The organism is Thioalkalivibrio sp. ALR17-21 (genome assembly GCF_000420185.1).
Taxonomy (GTDB): domain Bacteria; phylum Pseudomonadota; class Gammaproteobacteria; order Ectothiorhodospirales; family Ectothiorhodospiraceae; genus Thioalkalivibrio; species Thioalkalivibrio halophilus.
Genome location: NZ_ATUL01000005.1, coordinates 85,150 through 107,863, shown reverse-complemented (window position 1 = coordinate 107,863; position 22,714 = coordinate 85,150). Strand labels below are relative to the sequence as shown.

Here is a 22,714-nt window from a genome sequence, read left to right as displayed (position 1 = left end):
TCTAACGTATTCCGCCCGCCGCATTGGGCGGCGCGGCCTCGCCCACCGCGCAAGCGGTTCAGCGCACGGCGGCCTCGGTGCGCATGGCCGTGCGCTGTTCGGCGAGGCTCTCGCGCGCTGCCGCCAGTTCGGCCTCGCTCATGCGGGACTCCAGGCGTTCCACGTGCTCGGCGTCGTCGCCGAGGCTGTACCAGACCCAGGCCTGGATCCGGTCACGATTCACGCCGCGGCCGGCCATGTGCAGGCGCCCGAGCCCGCGCTGGGCCTGGTCGTTGCCCTGCTCCGCCGCGAGCACGTACCACTCGACGGCGTCGTCCACCGAACGCTCGACCCCGCGCCCGGTCTCCAGCAGGTAGCCCCAGTGATACTGGGCGGAGGCCAGCCCCTGACCGGCGGCGCGTTCGATCCATTCCGCGGCTTCGGCCGGATCGGCCGATTCATCCGCCAGCAGGTCGCGCCCGAGGTGATACTGGGCATCCATGTCGCCCAGTTCCGCCGCGCGACGGTAGTGTTCGCCGCTTTTCTCCGCGTCCACGGGAACCCCGCGTCCGGTGGCATGGAGGTAGCCGAGGAAGTAGTGCGCGCGCGCATGCCCCTGCTCGGCGGCCCGCGCGAACCATTCGGCCGCCGCCGCGTCGTCCTGTTCGGTGCCACGCGCGGTGTAATGGGCCATGCCCACGTCGAACTGCGCGTCACGGTCGCCGCGTTGCGCATTGCGTTCACGGATGCCGAACCAGACGCCCAGCAGTTCCTGCTGACGTTCGGCTTCGTCGTAACCGAATTCGGTGGCCGCTGCGGGGCCGGCGGTGAACACGAGCGGCAGGGCCGCGGCCAGGGCAAGAAGGGACTTTTTCATCACGGCCTCGATACGGAGTCAGTCGTAAGACCCTGAGAATAGACACATGCTGGGGGAACCGCAAAACCGGCGATGCATTTTTGCGCACCCTGACCGCAGAATGCGCCAGGGAAACGCTGATCAGCGTTTCCCTAGGCCCCCGCCGGTTCCTCGCAGCTGCGGCGCAGGACCCAGGCATCCTCGCGGCCGCTGGGAAGCGGGTAGTAACGCGGTCGGGTGCCGATGTGCTCGAAGCCCTCCGACCGGTAGAGCTGCACGGCCGCGGCATTGGACGGGCGCACTTCCAGGAACAGCGCCTCGGCCCTCTCGCCGCATGCGTAGCCCAGCAGACGGCGCAACATGAAACGCCCCAGCCCGTAGCCCTGCCAGCGCGGATCCACCGTCAGGTTCAGCAGATGCGCCTCGCCGGCGGCCACGGTCAGGATCGCATGCCCCACCTGGCGGCCATCCACGGAGAGGACCCAGCCGTCGTAACCGACCTTCAGGCAGTCCTGAAAGATCCGCGCGGTCCAGGGATAGTCATACGCCTGGCGCTCGATCACCATCACGCGATCGATGTCGGCCAGCTGCATGCGCCGCAGTTCAGGTCGGGTTCGGGCTTCGGCACTCATCGGTCATCTTCCCTCGTGCAGGAGTCGCCCCCCGGATGGAGCCGGTGGTTCAGTCGGTGGCCGCGGACGGCAGGCACGCACGCGCCCGCTGCAGGTCCTCCCAGGCCCGCGCCTTTTCCCGCGGCGAACGCAACAGATAGGCCGGGTGCCAGGTCACGACCAGCGGAATGCCGCGATACTCGTGGACGCGCCCGCGCAGGCGCCCCACCGCGGTCTCGGTCTCCAGCAGCTGGTGCGCCGGGACCCGCCCCAGCGCCACGATGACCTCCGGGGCGAGCGCCTCGATCTGGCGATCCAGGAATCCGCGGCAGGCCCGTGCCTCCTCCGGCTTCGGATCCCGATTGTCGGGCGGCCGGCACTTCAGGATATTGGCGATGAACACATCGTGCTCGCGATCCAGTCCCAGCGCCGCCAGCATGTTGTCCAGCAGCTGCCCGGCCCGCCCGACGAAGGGCTCGCCGCGACGGTCCTCCTCGGCACCCGGGGCCTCGCCGACGAACAGCCAGCGGGCGCCAGTATCGCCCACCCCGAAGACCGTCTGCCGCCGGCTGGCCGCGAGCTCGCTGCAGGCAGTGCAGCCCGCGACTTCGTCACGCAGGGCCTGCCAGTCGATGCCCGTGGCCGGCACGGACGACTCCCGTGGTTCCTGCTCCACGGTGAGGCCGGCCACCGGTTCAGGTGGTGGCTCCGGAGACGCTTCCGGCGCGGCGCCGGTATCCGCCGACGGGCGCGCCCGCCACAACGGGATGCCCATGTCGGCGAGGATGCGCCGCTTGCGCCGCGAGAGTTCCACGCCCGCCTCCCCGCTCAGGCTTGCGGGGCACGGCCGCGGCGCCGATGGCGCTGCCAGCGCACGAGTGTCAGCAGCGGCCCGGACAGCGCGTACACCACGAACCCGGCCAGCAGCATCTTGGGCGGATCCAGGGCCGCCAGCATCAGCGCCCCGACCACTCCCAGCATGGCCAGGAACGGGACCCGGTGGCGGAAGTCCATGTCCTTGAAACTGAAATAGGTCAGGTTACTGACCATTGCCGCCCCGGCGAGCACGGTGATGATCAGCACCGCCACCGCCCCGGTGTCCCCCAGCTCCGCGGCCAGGCCGAGGTCCTCGACCACCCAGACGGTCCCCACCAGCAGCGCCGCACTGGCGGGACTGGGCAACCCCTGGAAGAAGCGCTTGTCGGTCACCGCCAGGCGACTGTTGAAACGCGCGAGGCGCAGCGCCGCCGCCGTGGCAAAGAAGAACGCGGCCACCCAGCCGAAGTTGCCCAGGTCCTGCAGCTGCCACAGGTACACCACCAGCGCCGGGGCCAGACCGAAGGAGACCAGATCCGAGAGCGAATCGAACTGCGCGCCGAACTCGCTCTGGGTATCGGTCATGCGCGCGACGCGGCCGTCCAGGGTATCCAGCACCATGGCCACGAAGACCGCGATGGCCGCGGTAATGAACTCCCCGTCGATCGCGGAGACGATCGCCAGGAATCCGGAGAACAGGACCCCGGTAGTGAACAGGTTGGGCAGAAGGAACACCCCGCGCCGCCGCCGCGACCGCGGGCGATCGTCGTCCAGCTCGTCCTCGCCACGGATGATGTCGGGGTCTTCGTCGGGATTCATTCGGCCAGCTCCACGGCGCCGCCCTGATCGCCCGGCTCGCGCGGCGGGAGCCCGCCCAGCAGGGTGGTCCCCGCCAGCACGACCTGCCCCGGCCGCACCATCACGTGCGATCCCCGCGGAAGCCACAGCTCCGCACGCCCGCCGAAGCCGGCAAAGCCGATGCGCTTGCCGCGCCCCAGCCGATTGCCGGGCAGCACCTCCACCATGCGGATGAAACGCGGCCAGTGCGTCACGCTGAGAGCCAGGGTCATGCGGTCATCCTCGTCGGTGGCCAGGGCGAACGCAAGCCGACCGGCGAGCTGCAGGTCGGGCTCGCGATCCGATTCCTGCCCCGGCCAGACGCGCTCGCGCACCTCGACCTCCTGCGGGGCATGGATATTGTATTCGCCGAGATAGCGCTGGCGCATGCGGATGCGCTCGGCCTCGCGCCCGGTGAACGGGTCGGTGGTGGTCTCCACCGATTCCACCACGCCGTCGACCGGGGCCACCAGGCCCAGCGCCTGGGCCGGCGCCCGGCGCCGCAGGTCGCGGAACAGGGCCATCAGGGCCAGCATCAGGATGACCAGGAACAGGCCCAGATCCGCCAGCCCGGACAGCAGCGTAATCACCGCCATCCAGGCGGTGACGATGACGAACAGGCGGCCTTCCTTCGCTACCGGAAACAGCATGTCCCCTCCGCGGCCCGCACCCGGGGCCGGTGGTGCCGCGGATCAGTTGCGCGACTTGTCGACCAGCTGGTTGGCCTGGATCCAGGGCATCATCGCACGCAGCCGCTCGCCCACCTGCTCGATCTCGTGGGCAGCGTTGCGGCGGCGATTCGCGGTCATGGAAGGATAGTTGGTGTCCCCTTCCTGGATGAAGCGCTTGGCGTACTCGCCGGTCTGGATGTTGTGCAGGGCCTCGCGCATGGCCGCACGGGATTGCTCGTTGATGACCTTCGGGCCGGTCACGTACTCGCCGTACTCCGCGTTGTTGGAGATCGAGTAGTTCATGTTGGCGATGCCGCCCTCGTACATCAGATCGACGATCAGCTTGAGCTCGTGCAGGCACTCGAAGTAGGCCATCTCCGGGGCGTAGCCCGCCTCGGTCAGGGTCTCGAAGCCGGCCTTGACCAGCTCCACCGCGCCGCCGCAGAGCACCGCCTGCTCGCCGAACAGGTCGGTCTCGGTCTCGTCCTGGAAGCTGGTCTCGATGATGCCGGTGCGGCCGCCGCCGATCGCCGAGGCATAGGACAGCGCGATGTCACGCGCCTTGCCGGAGGCGTCCTGCTCGATGGCGATCAGGTCGGGGATGCCGCCGCCGCGGGCGAATTCCGAGCGCACGGTGTGACCCGGCGCCTTGGGCGCGATCATGATCACGTCGAGGTCGCCGCGCGGCTCGATCTGGTTGTAATGGATGGTGAAGCCATGGGCGAACGCCAGGGTCCCGCCCTGCTTGAGGTTGGGCTTGATCTCCTCGCTGTAGAGCTTCGCCTGGTATTCGTCGGGGGCCAGCACCATGACCAGATCGGCGGCGGCCACCGCGTCGGAGACGTCGGCCACCTTGAGGCCGGCTTCCTCGGCCTTGGCACGCGAACCGGAACCGGCACGCAGGCCGACGGTGACGTCCACGCCGGAATCCTTCAGGTTGTTCGCATGGGCGTGCCCCTGCGAGCCGTAGCCAATGATGGCCACCTTCATGCCCTGAATGATGGAGAGGTCGGCGTCTTTGTCGTAGTAGAGCTTCATTGCGGTTTCCTTGGCAATCGGTGAAAGGTGTTCAGATCTGGAGCGCGACGTCCCCGCGCGCGATGCCCATGACCCCGGAGCGCACCACTTCCTGCACGGGGAAGGGCTCCAGGGCCTCGAGGAAGGCGTCCAGCTTGGAGCCCTCCCCGGTGATCTCGATGACGTAGGTCTTGCGCGTGACGTCGATGATGCGGCCGCGGAAGATGTCGGCGAGGCGCTTCACCTCCTCGCGATCGCCGGGTTCGTCCACGCTGACCTTGATCATCGCCATCTCGCGCTCGATGTGAGGATAGGAGGTCAGATCGAGCAGCTTGATGACGTCGATCAGCTTGTTCAGCTGCTTGGTAATCTGCTCGACGATCTCCTCGGATCCGCTGGTGACGATGGTCATGCGCGCCAGCGTGGGATCGTCGGTGGGCGCGACGGTCAGCGATTCGATGTTGTAGCCGCGCGCGGAGAACAGCCCCGCGACCCGGGACAGGGCGCCGGATTCGTTCTCCAGCAGGACACTGATGATGTGACGCATACGGAATCCTTCCCTGTCAGACCAGGATCATTTCGTTCTGACCGGCACCGGCCGGAATCATCGGGTAGACGTTCTCGGACTGATCGGTGATGAAGTCCAGGAACACCAGGCGGTCCTTCTGTGCCAGGGCCTCCTTCAGCGCGCCTTCCACGTCGGCCGGCTTGTCGATCCGCATGCCGACGTGACCATAGGCCTCCGCCAGCTTCACGAAGTCGGGCAGCGCATCCATGTAGGACATCGCATAACGGCCCTGATAGAAGAACTCCTGCCACTGCCGCACCATCCCGAGATAGCGGTTGTTCAGGTTCAGGATCTTCAGCGGCAGCTGGTACTGATAGCAGGTGGACAGCTCCTGCATGCACATCTGGATGCTGGCCTCGCCGGTAATGCAGCCCACCGTGGCGTCCGGATGCGCGAACTGCACGCCCATCGCGAACGGCAGTCCCACGCCCATGGTTCCCAGGCCGCCGGAGTTGATCCAGCGGTTGGGCTTGTCGAAACCGTAGAACTGCGCCGCCCACATCTGGTGCTGGCCCACGTCGGAGGTCACGAAGGCGTCGCCGCCGGTCAGCTCCCAGAACTTCTGCACCACGTACTGCGGCTTGATCAGCTCGGAATCGCGATCGTACTTGAGGCAGTCCTGGCCGCGCCATTCGCGGATCTGGTCCCACCAGGCCTTCAGCGCATCGGCGTCCGGCTGGCCGCCGTTTTCCTCCAGCGCGCGGATCAGCTCGCGCAGCACCGGCTCCACCTCGCCGACGATGGGCACGTCCACCTTCACGTTCTTGGAGATGGAGGCCGGGTCGACGTCCACGTGGACGATCTTCGCATGGGGGCAGAACTTCTCGATGTTGCCCGTCACGCGGTCGTCGAAACGCGCGCCGATCGCGATCAGCACGTCCGCATGGTGCATGGCCATGTTGGCCTCATAGGTCCCGTGCATGCCCAGCATGCCCAGGAACTGATCGTCCGAGGCCGGATAGGCGCCCAGGCCCATCAGGGTGTTGGTGATGGGGTAGCCCAGCTTGCGGGTGAATTCCGTCAGCGCTTCGGAGCCGTGCCCCAGCACCACCCCGCCACCGGTATAGATCATCGGCTGCTTCGCCGACAGGATCAGCTCCACCGCACGGCGGATCTGCCCGGTATGGCCACGGACCTTCGGGTTGTAGGAGCGCATGTGGATGCTCTCCGGGTACTCGAATTCGCAGCTGTCGGCGGTGACATCCTTGGGGATGTCCACCACCACCGGGCCGGGCCGGCCGGTGGTGGCAATGTAAAAGGCCTTCTTGATGGTGGTCGCCAGATCCTTCACGTCCTTGACCAGGAAGTTGTGCTTCACGCAGGGGCGCGTGATGCCCACGGTGTCCACTTCCTGGAAGGCATCGTTGCCGATCATGCTGGTCGGCACCTGGCCGGTGAACACCACCAGCGGCACCGAATCCATGTAGGCGTCGGCGATGCCGGTAATCGCGTTGGTCGCACCCGGACCGGAGGTCACCAGGGCCACGCCGGGCCGGTCGGAGGACTTGGCATACCCTTCGGCGGCGTGCACCGCGCCCTGCTCGTGACGGACCAGTACGTGCGAGACCTCGCTCTGCTGATACAGCGCATCGTAGATGTGCAGGACCGCGCCGCCGGGATAGCCGAATACCAGATCGACGCCTTCAGCCTGCAGACTGCGGACGAAGATTTCGGCACCGGTGATGGCGGTGGACGATGCAGAGGTCTCGGACATGACGGTTGTTCCTTACCAGGGGCTGTCGGGCGATCGTGATCCGAGCGGACACGCCGAATCAAAATAGCCCACCATACTAATATGAAATCGCCCGCGCTTCACGCCATACGGCGCGCCAGCGAGCACGGTCCACGCGAGGCGCGCAACGCCACGGCACCCCCGCCCTTCCCGGGGCGGGCGGAACCCAACGCCGGAGGCCCCGTCCGGAGATTGCCACGGCCCCTGGCGGGGCCTCGCAATGACAGGAAGCAACCCGCGGGGCCCCGCAAGGGCGAAAGACAACTGGCGGGGCCTCGCGATGACGGGACGCAACCAGCACCGTCATCGCGAGGCGCGCAGCGCCGTGGCGATCTCCGGGGGCGACCCCGGAGCCGATCGTCAGTCGGGTTCGGCGCCGGCCTGGGCGGTGGGCAGTTCGGCGAAATGCTGGCGCGCCCGCGCCACCAGATCCCCCGGCAGTCCCTCCTTCTCCGCGATGGTCAGCCCGAAGGACACCCCCGGCTCGCCGATCAGCAGGCGGTAGGTCGGTGACAGGGTGTCCGGATCGAACTGCATCGAGGCGTTAACGATGCCCGCCTGCTGAGCGGCGTAATCCTTCAACGGCGCAAGATGAGTGTTGACGATCCCGCGGGTGCCCCGCGAGCGCAGCTCGTCCAGCATCGCCATGGCCAGGGCGGCCCCCTCGTCCGGGTCGGTACCGGTCCCCAGCTCGTCCAGCAGGATCAGGCTCTCCGGACCCGCGTTATCCAGGATGCGCTTGAGCACCGCCACGTGCCCGGCAAAGGTCGACAGGTGGTGCAGCAGGCTCTGGTTGTCGCCCACGTCCACCATCACCTGGTCGAAACGGCCGATGCGGCAATCCTGCTCCGCGGGGATGTGCAGCCCGCACCAGGCCATGGTCACCAGCAGGCCCAGGGTCTTCAGGGCCACGGTCTTGCCGCCGGTGTTGGGGCCGGTGATCAGCAGCAGCGGCTGTTCGTCATCCAGCCGGATCGAGAGCGGCACCGGCTGCGGCCCGTTGCCCTCCGCGAACTGCAGCAGCAACAGCGGGTGGTAGGCCTCGTCCAGTTCCACCCCGGGGCGGTCTTCCAGGGCCGGGGCATGGGCATTCATCTGCGCGGAGAGCTGCGCGGCGGCCGAGGCCAGGTCGATCCAGGTCAGCGCGGTCAGCATGAGGTCCAGCGGTTCGCCGTATTCGCGCACGGTGTCGGTCAGCTCGCGCAGCAGGCGCTGCTGCTCATTGTTGATCTGCCCGTTCACGGTATCCAGCTGATTGTTCAGCGGCACCGCCTCGATCGGTTCGATGATGTGATCGCGCCCGCCCATGGCGGTGCCGCGGCGCACGCCCTTGACCGCCCCGGCGGCATCGCCGCGCAACACCATCACCGCGCGCTCCTGATGCCACTGCACCTTCAGGGTTTCGTCGCCCTTCTGCGCGACATCCGACGCGGACAGACGCTTCTGCACCACGGCTTCGACCTCGCCACGCAGGCGATTGCGCTCGCCGAAGGAGTCCACCAGCGACTCGCTGGCATCCTCGCGCAGCGAACCGCCCGGATTGAGGCAGCCCGAAAGACGCTGCTCCAGCCCCTCGGGCGGATACAGCTTGTTCAGGTCCGCCGGGTAGATTTCCGGGGTGTCTTTCAGCTGGTCGGCCAGCTCGCGCGCATGGCGCATGATGGTCTGCAGGTTGTGCAGCGCCTGCACCGGCAGCGCCGAACCCGGATTACCCGCCTGGCGCAGCGCTGCCCGCACGTCCGGCAGCTGCCCCAGGCGCGGCAGCGTGCCCGCGTCCAGGCGCTGGCGGGCCACCGTCACCGCCTTCTGCAGCGCGCGCGCGGCCTCCAGGTTGGGCGCAGGCTCCAGCCCGCGCGCAGCGTCGGCGCCGTAGGGCGTGGCAGTCAGGCGCTCCAGCAGGCGCTGGATCGCGGGAAATTCGAGGGCCTTCAGATCGACCTGCATGACATCCCCTTGTTCATGAAATCTCTACCGGCTCCCACAGGGAAGGAACGATGGCCCGGCCTACTCCTCGGCCTTCTTGAACATGCCGAGGTAGGCCTTCTTGTCCAGCATCGGCTCGCGCATCACCGCCAGCATGTCGTCCAGATGCTCCGGCGTGCTCATGCCCACCAGCGAGGTCCCCAGACCGGGCGTGGAGCGATTGAACTGCATCGCGCGCTGCGCCGGACTGGCCAGCCCCGCCAGTTCGCGCTCGACCACGTCCACCGACTGCTGCGCCAGATGCCCCTTGAGCATCGTGTGCGAGGCCATCATGTAGATCTCCAGCTGATGCGCCGCCTGCAGCGGGCTGGCCACGTTGCCCTGCCCGGTCGCGGTGTTGAAGCGGGTGAACCCCTCCAGCATCACCTGGTTGAACGGCAGCATGGCGATCTTGAAATGATCGCGCGCGAAATCGTCCCCGGTCACGGTCTGCGCCGCGCGCTGCGCCAGCCCCTGGATGGAGGTCAGCGACTGGAACACCGGGGCATCGGTCTCCTCGCGAAAACCCTCGAAGGTCGAGATCCCGTAGGCGCGGATCTTCTTGTCGCGCACCGCACGTTCCAGCATCTCGAACACCGGCTCCAGCTTCCAGTTGGTGCGTTCCTTGCCGATCTCGTGGATATGCACCTCCGGCTGGTCGATGATGAACGCATCCAGGGTCTCCACGCCCATCAGCGAGCGCGACAGCTCCATCTGGTAGTGGATGTATTCCGGCGTCAGCAGATGCGCGCCCTTGGCCAGGTCCTCCTTCGTGCCCATGCCCGGGGCCTCGATCTCGCGCTGGAACCAGGCGTCCATGTCGTCCGGCTGACCGCCGCGCAGGGTCAGGAAGCCTCCCTTGGAGATCAGGAACATCGCCTCGCGCAGGACCCCGGCCTCGAGCGCCGTGCGCACGCCCGCCCCCACGGCCGCCAGCGAACGGCCATAGCGGTAATGCGCGGAGGTATCCACCACGTTGATGCCCTCGGTCAGCCCGCGGGCAACGATCGCGGAGATCGCGGCATCCACCTCGGCGGTAGCCGCCCCGCCGAAGGTCCCGATGCCGAGACTCGACAGGCGCATGCGCGCGCGCGAGAACTCGCTGTAATGGCCCTCGGCCGCGCGCCCGTCGGCGAGGAACGACTCGGCATACTTGCGCGTCGCCTTGGCGTTGGCATAGCCGGGAATCAGTTTCTGCGAAGCTTCCATATTCCTCTCTCGAACCGCCGCAACAAGGGCAACCGCCGGATCCTGGTCTTCCGGCGCATCGCATCGGGAATGCGAATCCTAGGGAAACACCGCTCGATGTGCACGTTTCCCTCGACAGACGGAGGGTGCCTGTCCGGCGTCCCCCGGTCGTTTGCGGCCACCCCCGGAATGCTGCGAAGCTTGCAAACCCATCGTGCCGCCCGGAATACCGCCCGAGATGACCGCCCCCGAAGACCCCGAACACGCCCCGCAGACCACCGTCGAACCGGAAGACGAGGCCGGCTTCGAGGCCCTGGAACGCGGCGACTTTGCCGAAGCCCATCGAATCTGGAGCGAGCGCGCCGACGGACCGTATGCCGGCGCCCATCTCGGCCTGGGCGTGCTGTACGCCAGCGGCCTGGGCGTCGAATCGGACGTGCAGCGGGCCCGCGAGCACTGGAAACGCGCGGCCGAGCTGGGCCTGCTGGATGCCTGCTTCAACCTCGGCCTGCTGGCCGAACAGGGGATCGCCGAGGGTGATCCCGCAGAGGAGGCCGAGACCTGGTATCGCCGCGCGGCGGAGGCCGGGCACGCGAACGCCCAGTACAACCTGGGCGTGCTGCGCTTCGCCAGCGAGATCAGCCCGGAAGCCGCCGCGGAGGCCGTCGCCTGGTGGGAGAAAGCCGCCGAGCAGGGCGACCCCGATGCCCTGAACAGTCTGGGCGTGGCGTACGAAACCGGCCGCGGCTGCGCTGCCGACCCCGCCGAAGCCGGCCGGCTGTATACGCGGGCCGCCGGCGCCGGTCATGCCCGGGCGGCCTGCAACCTCGCCCAGCTGCTGGAACAGGGGCACGGCGTGATCGCCGATCTGGCCGAGGCCGTACGCTGGTACCGCCAGGCCGCGGAGGACGGCGACGGCGAGGCCGCCGCCCGCCTCGGCAACCTGTACCGCGACGGCAAGGGAGTGGAATGCGATCCGGCGCAGGCAGCGCACTGGTATCGCGTCGCCGCCGATGACGGCCATCCCGCGGCGCGTACCAACCTGGGCGTGCTGCTGGACCGCGGTCACGGGATCGCCCGGGACCAGCGCGAGGCCGCCCACTGGTACCGGCTGGCGGCCCGCCAGGGGCAGATGCAGGCGCAGTACAACCTGGGCATCTTCCTGGCCGAAGGCCATGGCGTGGAACAGGATCTGGTCGAGGCCTGGGTATGGTTCTCGCGCGCGGCCGACCAGGGACACCCCTCGGCCGCCGACGCCCGCGACTACGTCCACCAGCACCTGTCACTGGAGCAGCAGCAGGATGCCCTGGCCCGCAAGTCGCGTGAGTGACCGCCCGCCGCCCATGCCGTCGAGCCGGCCGCGGGCGGCACTGACCCTGCCGGCCCTGATCCTCCTGCTCGCGGCCGGATCCGCCCCGGCAGCCGACGGCGCGGACAACGACACCCCGCAAGCCACCACCCGTGCCGATGATGCGCCGCAATCCCCCGAGGGCCGGCAACTGGTCGAACAGCGCTGCCTCAACTGCCACGGCGAACGCACCCTCAGCGAGGCCGGGTTCGGGCGCCTGGGCTGGCACGCCACGGTCACGCGGATGAACTGGGTCAACGGCGCCGGGGTCGGGTTCGGCGAGCGCGGTCCGATCGTCGACTATCTGAGCGAACAGAGCGAACCTTCCATGGCCCGCGTCATCGGGGAATGGGTCGTCGCCGCCCTGCTGGCGGCCGGAGCGGCCTTCGTGCTGTGGCGCGGCATCCGCCGCTGGCGCCGGCGCCAACCGACAGGCTGAGCGCCCAATCGATTCGCGCGTCAGCCGCCGGTGCCGTGCTTCCCCGGGCCTGGCTCCATCCGCCCCCCTGCCGCCGTCAGTAGCGCGGCAGTGCCACATCCGCAAAGACGGCGTCCACCCCCTTCTGGTCGGCGGCATGCAGGGCGCGATCGACCCGTTCCAGGGTCAGATGGGGGGCCAGCAGGGCGAGAAAGTCGTACATGTAGCCGCGCATGAACATCCCGCGGTTGAAGCCGACCCGGGTTACCTGCTCGGTAAACAGGTGGCGGGCGTCGATACTGACAAGGTCGGCATCCTCGTCCGGCTCGTAGGCCATGCGTGCGATGAGGCCCACGCCCAGGCCGAGGCGGACATAGGCCTTGATGACATCGGAGTCCGCCGCGCTCAGGACGACGTCCGGCTCCAGGTCAGCGGCCCGGAAATCCCGCTCCAGCTGACCGCGCCCGGTGAATCCGTGCACATAGGTCACCAGCGGGTGGGCCGCCACCGCCGCCAGATCCGCCGGAGGCGTCCGGGCCAGAGGATGGTCGCGGGGCACCACCAGGCAGTGATGCCAGCGGTAGGCCGGCAGCATCACCCGCTCCCGGTTCTGGGCGACACCCTCGGTCGCGATGCCGAAATCGACCTCGCCGCTCGCAGCCATCCGCGCGATGTCCGCGGGGCCGCCCTGCTCGATCTGCAGCCTGACCTCGGAGTAATCGTGACGGAAGGCGTCGATGCGGGGTGGCAGGAAGTAACGCGCCTGGGTATGGGTCGTCGCCAGTCGCAGCAGTCCGCGGCGTTCATCGGAAAAATCCGCCGCCAGGGAGCGGATGCCGTCGACCTCGGCCAGGATCCGTTCGGCGCGGGCCAGGATCTGGCGTCCCTCCGGCGTCACGTGGGTCAGGTGCTTGCCGCTGCGCTGGAAGATCAGCACCCCCAGCTCGTCTTCCAGCATGCGGATCTGCCGGCTCACCCCGGGCTGGGAGGTAAACAGCCGCTCCGCGGCCTCGGTCACGTTGAGGCCCGATTCCACCACCGCTTTCAGACAGCGCAGTTGTTGCAGTTTCATGGCCCGGGTGTGATCTCTCGACCGGTTGCGGGCCGGGTAGCACGACCCTTTTATTCCCTTTTAACATGAAAACAGAATTTATTATTCTTTTCCATTCTATATATCTCCCTCTAGAGTCTTTCTCGAGGCCTCGGAACCCATCCGACACCCGAGCAGGAGAAAGACCATGAAGACTGAAACCATCCCGTCCCGACCCGACCGCCAGACCCTGGAAAAACGCCGCGCGGAACTGCAGCGCAACCTGGCGCGCGTGAACCAGGCGCTGGCCGCATGCAGCGAGGAAACCGCACCGGCCCGGCACATCCGCAGGGACCCCCCGTCGCTCCCCGCCTTCGACCACCCGCTGCCGGTCGGTGCAGGCTGAACGACCCGGTCCCGTGATCCTTCCGCCCGCAACTGCATGGAGACAGCATGGCGAATGATTCGACCCGCAGCGTGATACTCGCGCGCGACCATGACGGAAACCTCGCGATGAGGAGTGCCGACCACAGCGACAAGCCGGGGGTGCTGGGATACGACCCCCTGCAACACCTGGCCATCGGCCTCGCGTCCTGTCTGCTGGAATTCGCCGACCGTTTTCTGAGCCGGCGCGGCTACCCGCGCGCCGCGGAACTGGAGGTCACCTGGACCTTCGATGCCCGGCGCTGCCGGGTCTCCACCCTTCAGGCCGAGTTGCGCCTGGCGATCGGTCTGGACGAAGGCGAACAGACCAGCCTGGAACGCATGCTGGCCCAGTGCCCGATCCACCAGGCCCTGGAGGGCCCGCTGGAGGTCCCGACCCGGGTTCGTCTGACGCACGCCCGGCGCCCGGCACCCGCATGAGGTCCGGGCGCAGCCAGCCCCGATCCGGGATCTCGCTGGCCAGGGCTCGAGAGTGAATGCCGGCGCCGGGCCATTGACCCCGGCGCGCCCTCTTGATAGGTCGGTCGCTGTGTGGACACTTCGGCCGCATGAGCGAGGAGATGCCCATCGACGCCCTGCACGGGGACTTTGCCGCGGCGCTGGCCGACGGGCCGGTGGTGGTGTCGGCGGCCACCGGTTCCGGCAAGTCGACGCGCCTGCCGGTGTGGGCGCGGGACCAGGGGCGCGTGCTGGTGGTGGAACCCCGCCGAGTGGCGGCCACCAGCCTGGGGCACTGGGTGGCCGGCCTGCTCGGCGGAAAGCCGGGGCGCGAAGCGGGCTTCGCCGTGCGCGGCGAGGTGCGCTGCGACCGCGACACGCAGATCGTGTTCGCCACGCCCGGGATGGCCCTGCAGTGGCTGGCGCACAACGGCCTCGCGGATTTCGCGGTGGTGGTCCTCGACGAGTTCCACGAACGCCGCTGGGACACCGATCTCCTCTACGCCCTGCTCACCGAGGCCGGACGCCACCGCCTGGTGATCACCTCGGCCACCATCGACGGCGCGCGCCTCGCCCGCGAACTCGGCGGCACCCATCTCGAGAGCCCCGGCCGCTCCTGGCCGGTCGCGCTGAAGCACCTTGGCGCAGACCCGCAGGCGATGCCCCACGCGAAGGACCTGGCCGCCCGCGTGGCCGAAGGCGTACGCACCGCACTGGCGCGCACCGACGGCGACGTCCTCGCGTTCCTGCCCGGGCGCGGCGAGATCGCCGCGGCGGCGCGGGCCCTGACGAACGAGCCGGTGGCGTGTATCGAGCTGCACGCCGGTGCCAGCGCCGAGGCCCAGCGCCATGCCCTGCAACCGGGGCAGGAACGCCGGGTGATCCTCGCCACCAACGTCGCCGAAAGCTCGGTGACCGTGCCCGGGGTCACCGCCGTGGTCGACAGCGGCCTGGAACGCCGCACCGGACGGCGCAACGGCCGCACCGTGCTCGCGCTGCAGGCGATCGCTGCCGACAGCGCGGAGCAGCGCCGCGGGCGCGCGGGCCGCACCGCACCGGGTCTGTGCCTGCGGCTGTGGGGGCGCAATGCCCCGCTGGCCACGAACACGCCGCCGGAGCTGCAGCGCGAGGACCTCACCGAACCGGTACTGGCGGCCGCCTGCTGCGACCGCCCGGCGCGCGAACTCGCATTCCCCGATGCCCCGCGCGAGGAGGCCCTGGAGCGCGCCGAAAACTGGCTGCGGGCGATGCACGCGATCGACGCGGATGGTCGCGCCACCGCGCACGGCCGACGCCTGTTCGCGCTGCCGGTGGACACCGCGCTGGCCCATCTGGTGCTGGCCATGCCGGATGCGGCGACGGCCGCGTTCATGGCCGATCTCGCCGGCGCCCTCGGCAGCCGCCGGGCGGTCGCGGTGCCGCCCGACGACGAACGCGAGCGGCAGGATGCACTCACCGCCCTCGGCCGGGCCTGCGACGCGACGCTGCGGGTCGCCGCGGTGCGCGGCCACACACCCGAGGGGATCCGCATTCGCCGGGAGGAACGCCGCGAGGCGCGCCATCTGGCCCGTCAGGTGCGCGAGCTGGCCGGCCTGTCCGCCCGGGAACCGCAGCAGGAACCGGAGTCGGAGCCGCTCGCGGCCACCGCGCCGCGGGCGCTGACCGCTGCAGTCGCCGCCGCCCCCGAGCTGGCGTTCGTGCGCCGCGAGCGCCGCCGCTTCGCGCTGGGCAACGGCGGCGAGGAAGCGGAGATCGGTCGCGATTCGCTGCTGGCCGAGGACGCCGAGGCAGCCGTGGTGCTCGACAGCCACAGCCTGCCCGGCAAGGGCACCCGCGACACCCGCACCATCGCTACCGTGCTCGCGCCGCTGGAACCCAATGCCCTGATCGACGCGGGGGTGGCCACGCCGGCCATCGCCGATCCCGAATGGTCCGCGGACGGACTCGTGGTCCGCCGCGACTGGTGGCATGCCGGGCGCGTACTGCGCAGCGACCACACCCGCCCCGCAGGCGCTCAGGCGCGCGAGGCACTGGCCTCGCTGATCCTCGACGACCGGCTGCTCGCCCCCGCCGGCTCGCGCCTGCGCGACGACCTCGACGCCTGGGCACTGTATCTCGCGCTGGGTTTCGACCAGGGCGAGATCCCGGACGCCCGCGACTGGCTGGCCCGCCGCCTGCAGACCCTGGGCGTGGAGTCGGACGAGGACGTGGTCCTGCTGGAACCGGAGGATCTGGCGTTCGAGGGCGTACCCGAGTGGGAACGCGAACGCTTCGATCGCCGCTATCCGCGCGAGGTGCGGCTCTCGGGCCTGCACATGCGCATCCATTATGACGTCGCCCGGCGTACCGTCACCGCGGAGAAGATCGACGGCAACCGCCGCGACGACCCGAAGTGCTGGGAACTGCCCGCCTGGCAGGGCTGGCACGTCCGCTTCCAGCGCGCCAGCCGCGTAGTCGACGTCCGTTAAGGAAACACTGATCAGTGTTTCCTCAGGGTCCGGGCGGTCGCGAGATCACGTAGCGGTTGCGCCCGGCCGCCTTGGCCCGGTACATCGCCTGATCGGCCTCGCGCAGCAGCTGTTCCGGGCCCGGTTCGGGGTCGTGTACGTAGAATGCAACCCCCAGACTGGCACTGACCCGGAACACGTTTTCACCGTCCTCCACGGGCGCTGCGGCGGCCGCCAGCAGGCGTTCCAGCAGCGGGACGGTCAGTCCGGGGTCCACGTCCTCGAGGACCGCGACGAATTCGTCGCCCCCCAGCCGGGCGAAGGTATCGCCCTCGCGCAGGCAGGCCCGCATGCGTTCAGCGACCGTCCGCAGCAGACGATCCCCCGCATCGTGGCCGTAGCCGTCGTTGACCGCCTTGAAGCCGTCGAGGTCGAGGAACACCACCGCCAGCTGCGTGTCCCGGCGCCGGGCCCGGACCATGGCCTGATGCAGGCGATCGAGCAGCAGGACCCGGTTGGGCAATGCGGTCAGGGCATCGTAATGGGCACCGTGCTCGAACTCGCGCAGCAGGTCCTTCTGCCAGGTAATGTCGGTGGAGATGCCCAGCAGACTGTCGGGAAGGGTGCGGGACGCGTCCGTGTAGACCGGGGTCTTGACCTCCCAGTAGACCCGGTGGCCACCGTCCTCCTCGACCGCCTCGATCTCCTCGCGGCTGTCCTCGCCGGCGAGCACCCGGCTGTCCACCTCGTGCAGGCGGGCGACCGTGGCCGGCGGGAAGAAATCCTCGTCGCCGCGTCCGTAGAGCTCGTCTGCCGTGCAACCGAACACCCGCAGGGTCTCGCGATTGCCATAGGTATAACGGCGCTGCCGATCCTTCACGTAGACCGCGACCGGCACACGGTCCAGGGCCTCGTGCAGCACCTGGATATGGTGCAGGGAACGGTGCAGCTCCTGTTCCGCAGCCAGACGCGCGGTGATGTCGTAACAGAAGCCGACATAGCCCCGGAACTCGCCGTGCGGGTCATGGCGCGGCCCGCCCTCGTCGAGGATCCAGCGGTACTCGCCGTCGGCGCGGCGCAGGCGGTATTCCAGGGTAAAGGGCCGGCGCGCGGAGAAGGCGGCCCGGTAGCCCTCGATGCAGGCGGCGCGATCGTCGGGATGGACCCCCTCCAGCCAGCCGTCGCCCTGCTCCTGCGCCTGGCTGCGCCCGGTGAAACGCAGCCAGGGCTCGTTGACATGTTCCACGCCCCCGTCGGCCCCGGAGACCCAGATCAGGACCTGACCGGCGTCCGTCAGCTGACGGTAGTACTCCCGGCACTCCTCCAGCTCGCGGATACGTTCCGCCGCGTCCCGGAGCACCCGTCGCCAGGCGACCGGGATCGGCTCCTCGGGGAGATCGGTAAAGGGAAGCGCCGCACGCAGCTGCGACTCGGATTCATCGTCCATCCGGGGCACCTGATCCATGCCCGCCTGCGCGGGGCCATTGTTCGAGCTTATACCATGACGGGCCACGATCAACGGCGCCGGCGGGCTATCATCCCTCAGCCGGGACTGCGCAGCAGGGGGTGGGTGCAGAACAGCCGCTCCAGGCGCTGTTCCAGTTCGGCGCGCACCGGGCCGCTGCGGTCGGCATCGAGGCGGGATACGAACAGGTTGTCGTACCACTCCTCTTCTTCGTCCATGTCCCAGTCGACCTCGCGCAGCAGGGCCTGCCCGGCCTCGGGCAGCCGGGCGGGCAGCTCGCGGCCGGTAAGCTGCGCCCATACGCCGGTCCAGCAGCGGGCCAGCGCCAGCGGGTGGTAACCGCCGCCCCCGAGCACCAGCAGCTTCGGCGTGCCGTCGGCGTGGCGGGGGCTGGTCTCGATCACGTCGTCGATGCAGGCGAGAAAACACTGGGTGGAGATGCCGAACTTGCCCAGCGGGTCGGGCAGCAGCGCATCGGTGCCGGCCTGCACGACCACGTAATCCGGCTGCCAGCGGGTACGCGCCGCCTCCCAGATGCGGCTGAAGGCGCTGCGGAATTCCGTGTCGTTGGTCTCTTTCGGCAGCGGCAGGTTGACCGCGTTGCCCAGCCGGCCGGTGTCCTCGATGCGCCCGCCCTGGAACGGATAGCCGTATTCGGTATCCATATGCAGGGACACGGTAAGCACGTCCGGGTCGTCGGCGAATGCCGCTTCCACGCCGTCGCCATGATGGGCGTCGATATCCAGGTACAGCACCCGTGCCCCGCTCTGGCGCAGGCGCATGATGCCCAGGGCGCAGTCGTTGAAGTAGCAGAAGCCGCGCGCCTGGTCGGGGGCGGCGTGATGCATGCCCCCGGCCGGATTGAAGGCCATGCCGCCCTCCAGCACGACCTCGGCGCCCTGGATGGAACCATAGGTGGCGGTAGCCGGGGTAGAGAAGAAGCCGGCGAAGAACGGGTTCTCGAAGTTGCCGATGTTGTGGCGGTCGCGGTAGCGCTGGAACACCTTGCCCAGCGCCTCGGCGCGCTGCATGGCGGTCACGTAGTCGCGGGTATGCAGCCACTCGAGCTCGGCGGGCATGGCCTTGCGGGTCACCGCCATCTCGCCGGGGGTGACGGCATCGTAGGCCTCGATCAGGTCGAGGGTGAGCGACACCCGCGGGATCCCCAGCGGATGGTTGTCGCCGTAGCTGTGCCCGCGATAGCGCGGGGCGTGCAGCAGCGTCGCATGGCGGCGCGCCGGACCGGATGCGGCGTCCGGGGCAGCGACGGGGGCGGCTTCGGGGGTGGCATTCACTGGTGGCGCAGCCTCAGGTAGATCTCGGGCAGACGGCGCGGCAGCTCGTCCACGTGGTCGATGATGGTGTAGTGGCCGGGGCCGAAGATCGCCGGCAGGTATTCCGAGCCGGACGGGTCCAGGGTGACGCAGAACGGGTGCACGCCGGCGTCCACCGCCTCTTTCATGGCCATGCGCGTGTCCTCGTGCAGGTAGCGCTGGTCGCCGCCGTCGTCGTAGTCGGCCGGGCGGCCGTCGGACAGGATCAGCAGCAGGCGGCGCTGGGCCGAGCTGCGCCGGAAGGCCTCCAGCGAGTGACGGATGCCCGCGCCCATGCGCGAGGCCAGGCGCCCGGAGACCCCGGCGATACGGTTGCGCACGGTGGCGCTCAGGTCCTCGTTGAAGTCCTTCAGCCAGTAGTAGTTGACCTGATCGCGCTGTTTGGAGGCGAACCCGGCGATCGCACAGGGATCGCCGACCCGGTCGATGGCCTCGGCGAACAGCATCATGCCCTCGCGCACGCGGTCGACGATCTTGCCCTGCCCGCCCGGATGCCGCGCCATGATGGAGGTCGACATGTCCGCCAGCATCAGCACCGAGGTGTCGCGGTGCTGCACCGCGCGACGGCGGTAGATGAAGGCCTTGGGCGACAGCCCCGCCTTCTTGTCGGCGACATAATCGATCACCGCCTCGGTATCCAGCTCGTCGCCGTCCATCTGTTTGCGCAGCGGAGCCGGACGCATCGGGCGCTGCATCTCCAGCCCCCGGGTCAGGCGCTTCAGGGTGTCGGCGTGGCGGGTGAGGATCTCCGCCGCGCGGTCGGGCTCTTCGTCGTCCAGCACGCGCTCGTAGAGGTTGACCCAGTCGGAGATGTAGCGCTGCTCGCGATAATCCCACTCGGGGTACAGGATGCCGTCCTTCTTCGGCGTGTACGGGGCCGCGCGCTTGGCTACCTGGGCCGGCTGCGGGATCCCGGTGCCGATCCGCCCGCCGGTGCCGGAGGTCTCCTGCTGCGGGGTCTGGATGTCGGCGTCCGGGTCCTTCTGCGCGTCCTCCGGGGCCTGCTGCGGCTGCTCTTCCTGCTTCTCGTGCTCGAACTTGTGCTCGTCGTGCGCCTCGTGGTCGCGGAAGTCCGCCAGCTCGCCGTTGCGCTCGCGCTGAGGATAGACCGGCAGCGCCGCGTTCAGCGACAGCCCGGGCAGGTAGGCCTCGGCGCGTTCTTCGATGGTGATCTCGGGAAAGGCCCCGTCGGCGAACAGTTCCTCGGCCACCTCCCAGGCGGTCACCACGTCGGCATCGGGCGCCAGCATGCGCGCGAGCCGAGGATCCTCCGGCTCGCGTCCTTCCAGCAGCGCCCGGTGCGCCCGCAGGGCGAAATCGAAGTAGGTGCCGGCCGGTTCGGCCGGACGCTCGTACGCCTCGGCCAGCCGCACCAGCCGTTCGAGAAAGCGCGGGATGCGCGGCGCGACCCGGGCGTTCACCCGCAGGTCCTCGGCCAGGTCGAACAGGATCTGGAAACGGAACATGCGCTCGCCGAAGGCGGCGAACAGCGGCCGCCAGGTGATGCGCGAGCGGTCGTCCAGCGGCGGGTGCTCGCTGCCCGCGCGCTCGAACAGGCGCTCCACGCGGGGCAGGGCATAGGTGTCGTACGCCAGGTGGGCCGCCGCATGCTGCGTGGCCACCAGGGCCTCCTCGCGCGAGTCCATGACCGCCGGCATGAACAGTCGGCGGCCGTCGGTCTCCAGCATCGGCCGGCCCTCGCCGGGCTTCCAGCTGGAATCCGCCAGCGGGATGTCGGCGTCCAGCCAGGCCAGCATCACCAGCCGCAGGAAGCGCCCGTGCATGCGCGGACGGAACCCCGGCAGGGCGTCCAGCAGCAGCTTCAGACTCTCGTCGCTCTCCAGGCGGAAATACGCCTCGCCGCGCGAGCGCCCGGCCTTCAGCAGGTCGGCCCCGCGCCGCGCCCAGGAAAGCAGACCGCCGTCGCCGACCAGGTTGCGGGCGATGGGCGCCCCTTCGAGGTAGCAGTCCAGGGTCAGGCCGCGTTCGTCGAACAGGGTCTCGGCCGGGTCGATCAGGGCCCGCAGCCCCTCGATGCCACGCCCGGCCGCGAGCTTGTCGAAATCGGTCTCGAAATAGGCCCGCGCGTCCGGCAGGCTGCGCTCGCACCAGCGCAGACCGGTTGCGTACCATTCGCGCTCGCCTTCCTCGCCCCAGGCGGCGAACACCCGGTCGGCCTGGCTCATGAACCCCTCGAGCGCATCCGCGGAATTCACCCAGCGGGCGAACTCGGCGGCCTGCGCGCGCCAGGGCTCCACCCCGCCGACGTGTTCGGCCATCCGCGCGGAATGACGCATGAAGCTCTTGCCGGCCTCGCGGTCGTGGAAGAACAGGTCGCGCGCGGTCTCGATCCAGCGCCGGGCGGGACCGGCACCGAACTCGCGGATCGCCGGGAGGGCCTCCTTCGCGTCGCGGTGGGCGACGAAGCTCATGTCCTCGAGGTGCTGGAGGATCTCCTCGATCTCGACCAGATCCCCGGCCTCGGTATCCGCGCCTCCGTCGTTGCGGACCTGCTCGCTCACGCGGCTTCCGACTCGGGGAAGTGGGCGTCGAAGATCTCCTCCAGCGCCTGGATCAGCTCGGGGTCATCGGTGATCGGCGCGATCATCGCCGCGCGGCAGGCCACGCGCGGGCTCAGACCCGCCTGCATCAGCTCCCCGGCATAGGCCAGCGCGCGGGTGGAGGTCGCCTCCTCCAGGCCATGGTCCTTCAGCGCGCGCGCCTTGCGCCCGGCGGCCACCAGCTTCTCCACCCGGTCGGCGTCCAGGCCGCCGGATTCCTTCGCCACGATCTCCCGCTCGACCTCTTCCGAGGGGTAATCGAAATGGATGCCGACGAAGCGCTGCTTGGTGGACGGCTTCAGGTCCTTCAGCACGGTCTGATAACCGGGGTTGTAGGAGATCACCAGCATGAAGTCCTCGTGCGCATCGATGATCTGCGACTTCTTGTCCAGCGGCAGCTGGCGCCGGTGGTCGGTCAGCGGGTGGATGACCACGGTGGTGTCGGTGCGCGCCTCGACGATCTCGTCGAGATAGCAGATCGCCCCCTCCTTGACCGAGCGGGTCAGCGGCCCGTCCTGCCACACGGTCTCCTCACCCTCGAGCAGGAAACGCCCGACCAGATCCGAGCTGGTGAGGTCCTCGTGGCAGGACACGGTGACCAGCGGCTGGCCGATGGTATGCGCAACATGCTCCAGAAACCGGGTCTTGCCGCAGCCGGTCGGTCCCTTGAGCATCACCGGCAGGCGCTTGGCATAGGCCGCCTGGAAGATCTCGACCTCGTCGGCCTGGGGCTTGTAGAAGGGCGCGCCGCCCTGGCTGCCATCCTGGCCGGGCTTGTCGATGACGTCGCGTTCCACTCCGCGCATGCGGTTGATCAGGTTCTTCATGCTGGCTCCTGTAGGCCGCCTCGTATGTCGCGTCGCATGACGATTCCGGGCACATTCCCGGGGGGCGCACCCCCGGAATCGTCATCGCGCGGGGATTGTTGTATGATTTCGGGTTTGATTATACCCAACCAGTTCACTCGGATTCAGCGCGTAAATAGAGGACCC

20 protein-coding genes are annotated in these 22,714 nt (G+C 69.0%); 5 read left to right on the top strand and 15 right to left on the bottom strand.

Features of this window, described 5'->3' with window-relative positions; translation table 11 throughout:
- Positions 1-58 precede the first annotated feature (58 nt).
- The 10 genes from G020_RS0104120 to G020_RS0104075 all read right to left on the bottom strand — a co-directional run bounded on the left by G020_RS0104120 (position 59) and on the right by G020_RS0104075 (position 10,258).
- On the bottom strand, positions 59-856 hold the full coding sequence (locus G020_RS0104120) for a tetratricopeptide repeat protein (protein WP_024328756.1): 798 nt from the start codon (positions 854-856) through the stop codon (positions 59-61).
- Between the two features lie 131 nt (positions 857-987).
- A complete protein-coding gene (rimI, locus tag G020_RS0104115; protein ID WP_024328755.1) occupies positions 988-1,467 on the bottom strand; it encodes a ribosomal protein S18-alanine N-acetyltransferase in 480 nt (159 codons plus the stop codon).
- Between the two features lie 49 nt (positions 1,468-1,516).
- Entirely contained in the window at positions 1,517-2,260 is a 744-nt protein-coding gene (locus G020_RS0104110) for a uracil-DNA glycosylase (protein ID WP_018946899.1), read from the bottom strand.
- A gap of 14 nt (positions 2,261-2,274) precedes the next feature.
- A complete protein-coding gene (gene pssA / locus G020_RS0104105) occupies positions 2,275-3,081 on the bottom strand; it encodes a CDP-diacylglycerol--serine O-phosphatidyltransferase (RefSeq protein ID WP_024328754.1) in 807 nt (268 codons plus the stop codon).
- Positions 3,078-3,749 carry a phosphatidylserine decarboxylase gene (locus G020_RS0104100; RefSeq protein WP_024328753.1) on the bottom strand — a complete coding sequence of 224 codons (672 nt, stop codon included), beginning with the start codon at positions 3,747-3,749 and terminating at the stop codon, positions 3,078-3,080. Before G020_RS0104100 ends, pssA begins: the two co-directional genes overlap by 4 nt.
- A gap of 42 nt (positions 3,750-3,791) precedes the next feature.
- On the bottom strand, positions 3,792-4,808 hold the full coding sequence (gene ilvC / locus G020_RS0104095; RefSeq protein WP_018946896.1) for a ketol-acid reductoisomerase: 1,017 nt from the start codon (positions 4,806-4,808) through the stop codon (positions 3,792-3,794).
- Between the two features lie 31 nt (positions 4,809-4,839).
- On the bottom strand, positions 4,840-5,334 hold the full coding sequence (ilvN, locus tag G020_RS0104090) for an acetolactate synthase small subunit (protein ID WP_018946895.1): 495 nt from the start codon (positions 5,332-5,334) through the stop codon (positions 4,840-4,842).
- A 16-nt stretch (positions 5,335-5,350) separates the two neighbouring features.
- Positions 5,351-7,069, bottom strand: a complete 1,719-nt coding sequence (gene ilvB, locus G020_RS0104085) for a biosynthetic-type acetolactate synthase large subunit (protein ID WP_024328752.1) — start codon at positions 7,067-7,069, stop codon at positions 5,351-5,353.
- 378 nt (positions 7,070-7,447) lie between these two features.
- Positions 7,448-9,031 (bottom strand): DNA mismatch repair protein MutS, encoded by a 1,584-nt coding sequence (locus G020_RS0104080; protein ID WP_024328751.1) that lies wholly within the window; start codon positions 9,029-9,031, stop codon positions 7,448-7,450.
- A gap of 60 nt (positions 9,032-9,091) precedes the next feature.
- Positions 9,092-10,258 (bottom strand): aldo/keto reductase, encoded by a 1,167-nt coding sequence (locus tag G020_RS0104075; protein WP_024328750.1) that lies wholly within the window; start codon positions 10,256-10,258, stop codon positions 9,092-9,094.
- Between the two features lie 217 nt (positions 10,259-10,475).
- Here G020_RS0104075 and G020_RS0104070 point away from each other — a divergent pair, with 217 nt between their 5' ends.
- Together G020_RS0104070 and G020_RS0104065 are read left to right on the top strand one after the other, a co-directional pair.
- Positions 10,476-11,567, top strand: a complete 1,092-nt coding sequence (locus G020_RS0104070) for a tetratricopeptide repeat protein (RefSeq protein ID WP_018946891.1) — start codon at positions 10,476-10,478, stop codon at positions 11,565-11,567.
- The gene (locus G020_RS0104065; protein WP_231363040.1) at positions 11,560-12,024 is read left to right on the top strand and encodes a hypothetical protein; all 465 of its coding nucleotides are present in this window, start codon (positions 11,560-11,562) and stop codon (positions 12,022-12,024) included. Before G020_RS0104070 ends, G020_RS0104065 begins: the two co-directional genes overlap by 8 nt.
- A gap of 76 nt (positions 12,025-12,100) precedes the next feature.
- Here G020_RS0104065 and cysB read toward each other — a convergent pair whose 3' ends face one another.
- Positions 12,101-13,075, bottom strand: a complete 975-nt coding sequence (gene cysB / locus G020_RS0104060; protein WP_024328749.1) for an HTH-type transcriptional regulator CysB — start codon at positions 13,073-13,075, stop codon at positions 12,101-12,103.
- Between the two features lie 166 nt (positions 13,076-13,241).
- On the opposite strand from cysB, the gene G020_RS0104055 reads away from it, so the two are divergent.
- The 3 genes from G020_RS0104055 to G020_RS0104045 all read left to right on the top strand — a co-directional run bounded on the left by G020_RS0104055 (position 13,242) and on the right by G020_RS0104045 (position 16,383).
- Positions 13,242-13,439 (top strand): hypothetical protein, encoded by a 198-nt coding sequence (locus G020_RS0104055; protein WP_024328748.1) that lies wholly within the window; start codon positions 13,242-13,244, stop codon positions 13,437-13,439.
- 47 nt (positions 13,440-13,486) lie between these two features.
- The gene (locus tag G020_RS0104050; protein ID WP_024328747.1) at positions 13,487-13,897 is read left to right on the top strand and encodes an OsmC family protein; all 411 of its coding nucleotides are present in this window, start codon (positions 13,487-13,489) and stop codon (positions 13,895-13,897) included.
- 140 nt (positions 13,898-14,037) lie between these two features.
- The gene (locus tag G020_RS0104045) at positions 14,038-16,383 is read left to right on the top strand and encodes a helicase-related protein (RefSeq protein ID WP_024328746.1); all 2,346 of its coding nucleotides are present in this window, start codon (positions 14,038-14,040) and stop codon (positions 16,381-16,383) included.
- A 22-nt stretch (positions 16,384-16,405) separates the two neighbouring features.
- Here the strand turns inward: G020_RS0104045 and G020_RS0104040 are convergent, their stop codons facing one another.
- From G020_RS0104040 to G020_RS0104025, 4 genes are all read right to left on the bottom strand, one after another.
- Entirely contained in the window at positions 16,406-17,827 is a 1,422-nt protein-coding gene (locus tag G020_RS0104040; protein WP_024328745.1) for a diguanylate cyclase domain-containing protein, read from the bottom strand.
- A gap of 77 nt (positions 17,828-17,904) precedes the next feature.
- Positions 17,905-19,122 carry an acetoin utilization protein AcuC gene (locus tag G020_RS0104035; protein ID WP_024328744.1) on the bottom strand — a complete coding sequence of 406 codons (1,218 nt, stop codon included), beginning with the start codon at positions 19,120-19,122 and terminating at the stop codon, positions 17,905-17,907.
- Entirely contained in the window at positions 19,119-21,683 is a 2,565-nt protein-coding gene (locus G020_RS0104030; protein WP_024328743.1) for a VWA domain-containing protein, read from the bottom strand. Before G020_RS0104030 ends, G020_RS0104035 begins: the two co-directional genes overlap by 4 nt.
- Positions 21,680-22,549, bottom strand: a complete 870-nt coding sequence (locus G020_RS0104025; RefSeq protein WP_024328742.1) for a CbbQ/NirQ/NorQ/GpvN family protein — start codon at positions 22,547-22,549, stop codon at positions 21,680-21,682. The genes G020_RS0104030 and G020_RS0104025 overlap by 4 nt, the downstream gene beginning before the upstream one ends.
- Positions 22,550-22,714 lie beyond the last annotated feature (165 nt).

Coding starts and splice junctions, on each gene's coding strand:
- G020_RS0104120 (WP_024328756.1), bottom strand. CDS start 856: ATGAAAAAGTCCCTTCTTGCCCTGGCCGCGGCCCTGCCGCTCGTGTTC.
- rimI (WP_024328755.1), bottom strand. CDS start 1,467: ATGAGTGCCGAAGCCCGAACCCGACCTGAACTGCGGCGCATGCAGCTG.
- pssA (WP_024328754.1), bottom strand. CDS start 3,081: ATGAATCCCGACGAAGACCCCGACATCATCCGTGGCGAGGACGAGCTG.
- G020_RS0104100 (WP_024328753.1), bottom strand. CDS start 3,749: ATGCTGTTTCCGGTAGCGAAGGAAGGCCGCCTGTTCGTCATCGTCACC.
- ilvC (WP_018946896.1), bottom strand. CDS start 4,808: ATGAAGCTCTACTACGACAAAGACGCCGACCTCTCCATCATTCAGGGC.
- ilvN (WP_018946895.1), bottom strand. CDS start 5,334: ATGCGTCACATCATCAGTGTCCTGCTGGAGAACGAATCCGGCGCCCTG.
- ilvB (WP_024328752.1), bottom strand. CDS start 7,069: ATGTCCGAGACCTCTGCATCGTCCACCGCCATCACCGGTGCCGAAATC.
- G020_RS0104080 (WP_024328751.1), bottom strand. CDS start 9,031: ATGCAGGTCGATCTGAAGGCCCTCGAATTTCCCGCGATCCAGCGCCTG.
- G020_RS0104075 (WP_024328750.1), bottom strand. CDS start 10,258: ATGGAAGCTTCGCAGAAACTGATTCCCGGCTATGCCAACGCCAAGGCG.
- G020_RS0104070 (WP_018946891.1), top strand. CDS start 10,476: ATGACCGCCCCCGAAGACCCCGAACACGCCCCGCAGACCACCGTCGAA.
- cysB (WP_024328749.1), bottom strand. CDS start 13,075: ATGAAACTGCAACAACTGCGCTGTCTGAAAGCGGTGGTGGAATCGGGC.
- G020_RS0104055 (WP_024328748.1), top strand. CDS start 13,242: ATGAAGACTGAAACCATCCCGTCCCGACCCGACCGCCAGACCCTGGAA.
- G020_RS0104050 (WP_024328747.1), top strand. CDS start 13,487: ATGGCGAATGATTCGACCCGCAGCGTGATACTCGCGCGCGACCATGAC.
- G020_RS0104045 (WP_024328746.1), top strand. CDS start 14,038: ATGCCCATCGACGCCCTGCACGGGGACTTTGCCGCGGCGCTGGCCGAC.
- G020_RS0104040 (WP_024328745.1), bottom strand. CDS start 17,827: ATGGATCAGGTGCCCCGGATGGACGATGAATCCGAGTCGCAGCTGCGT.
- G020_RS0104025 (WP_024328742.1), bottom strand. CDS start 22,549: ATGAAGAACCTGATCAACCGCATGCGCGGAGTGGAACGCGACGTCATC.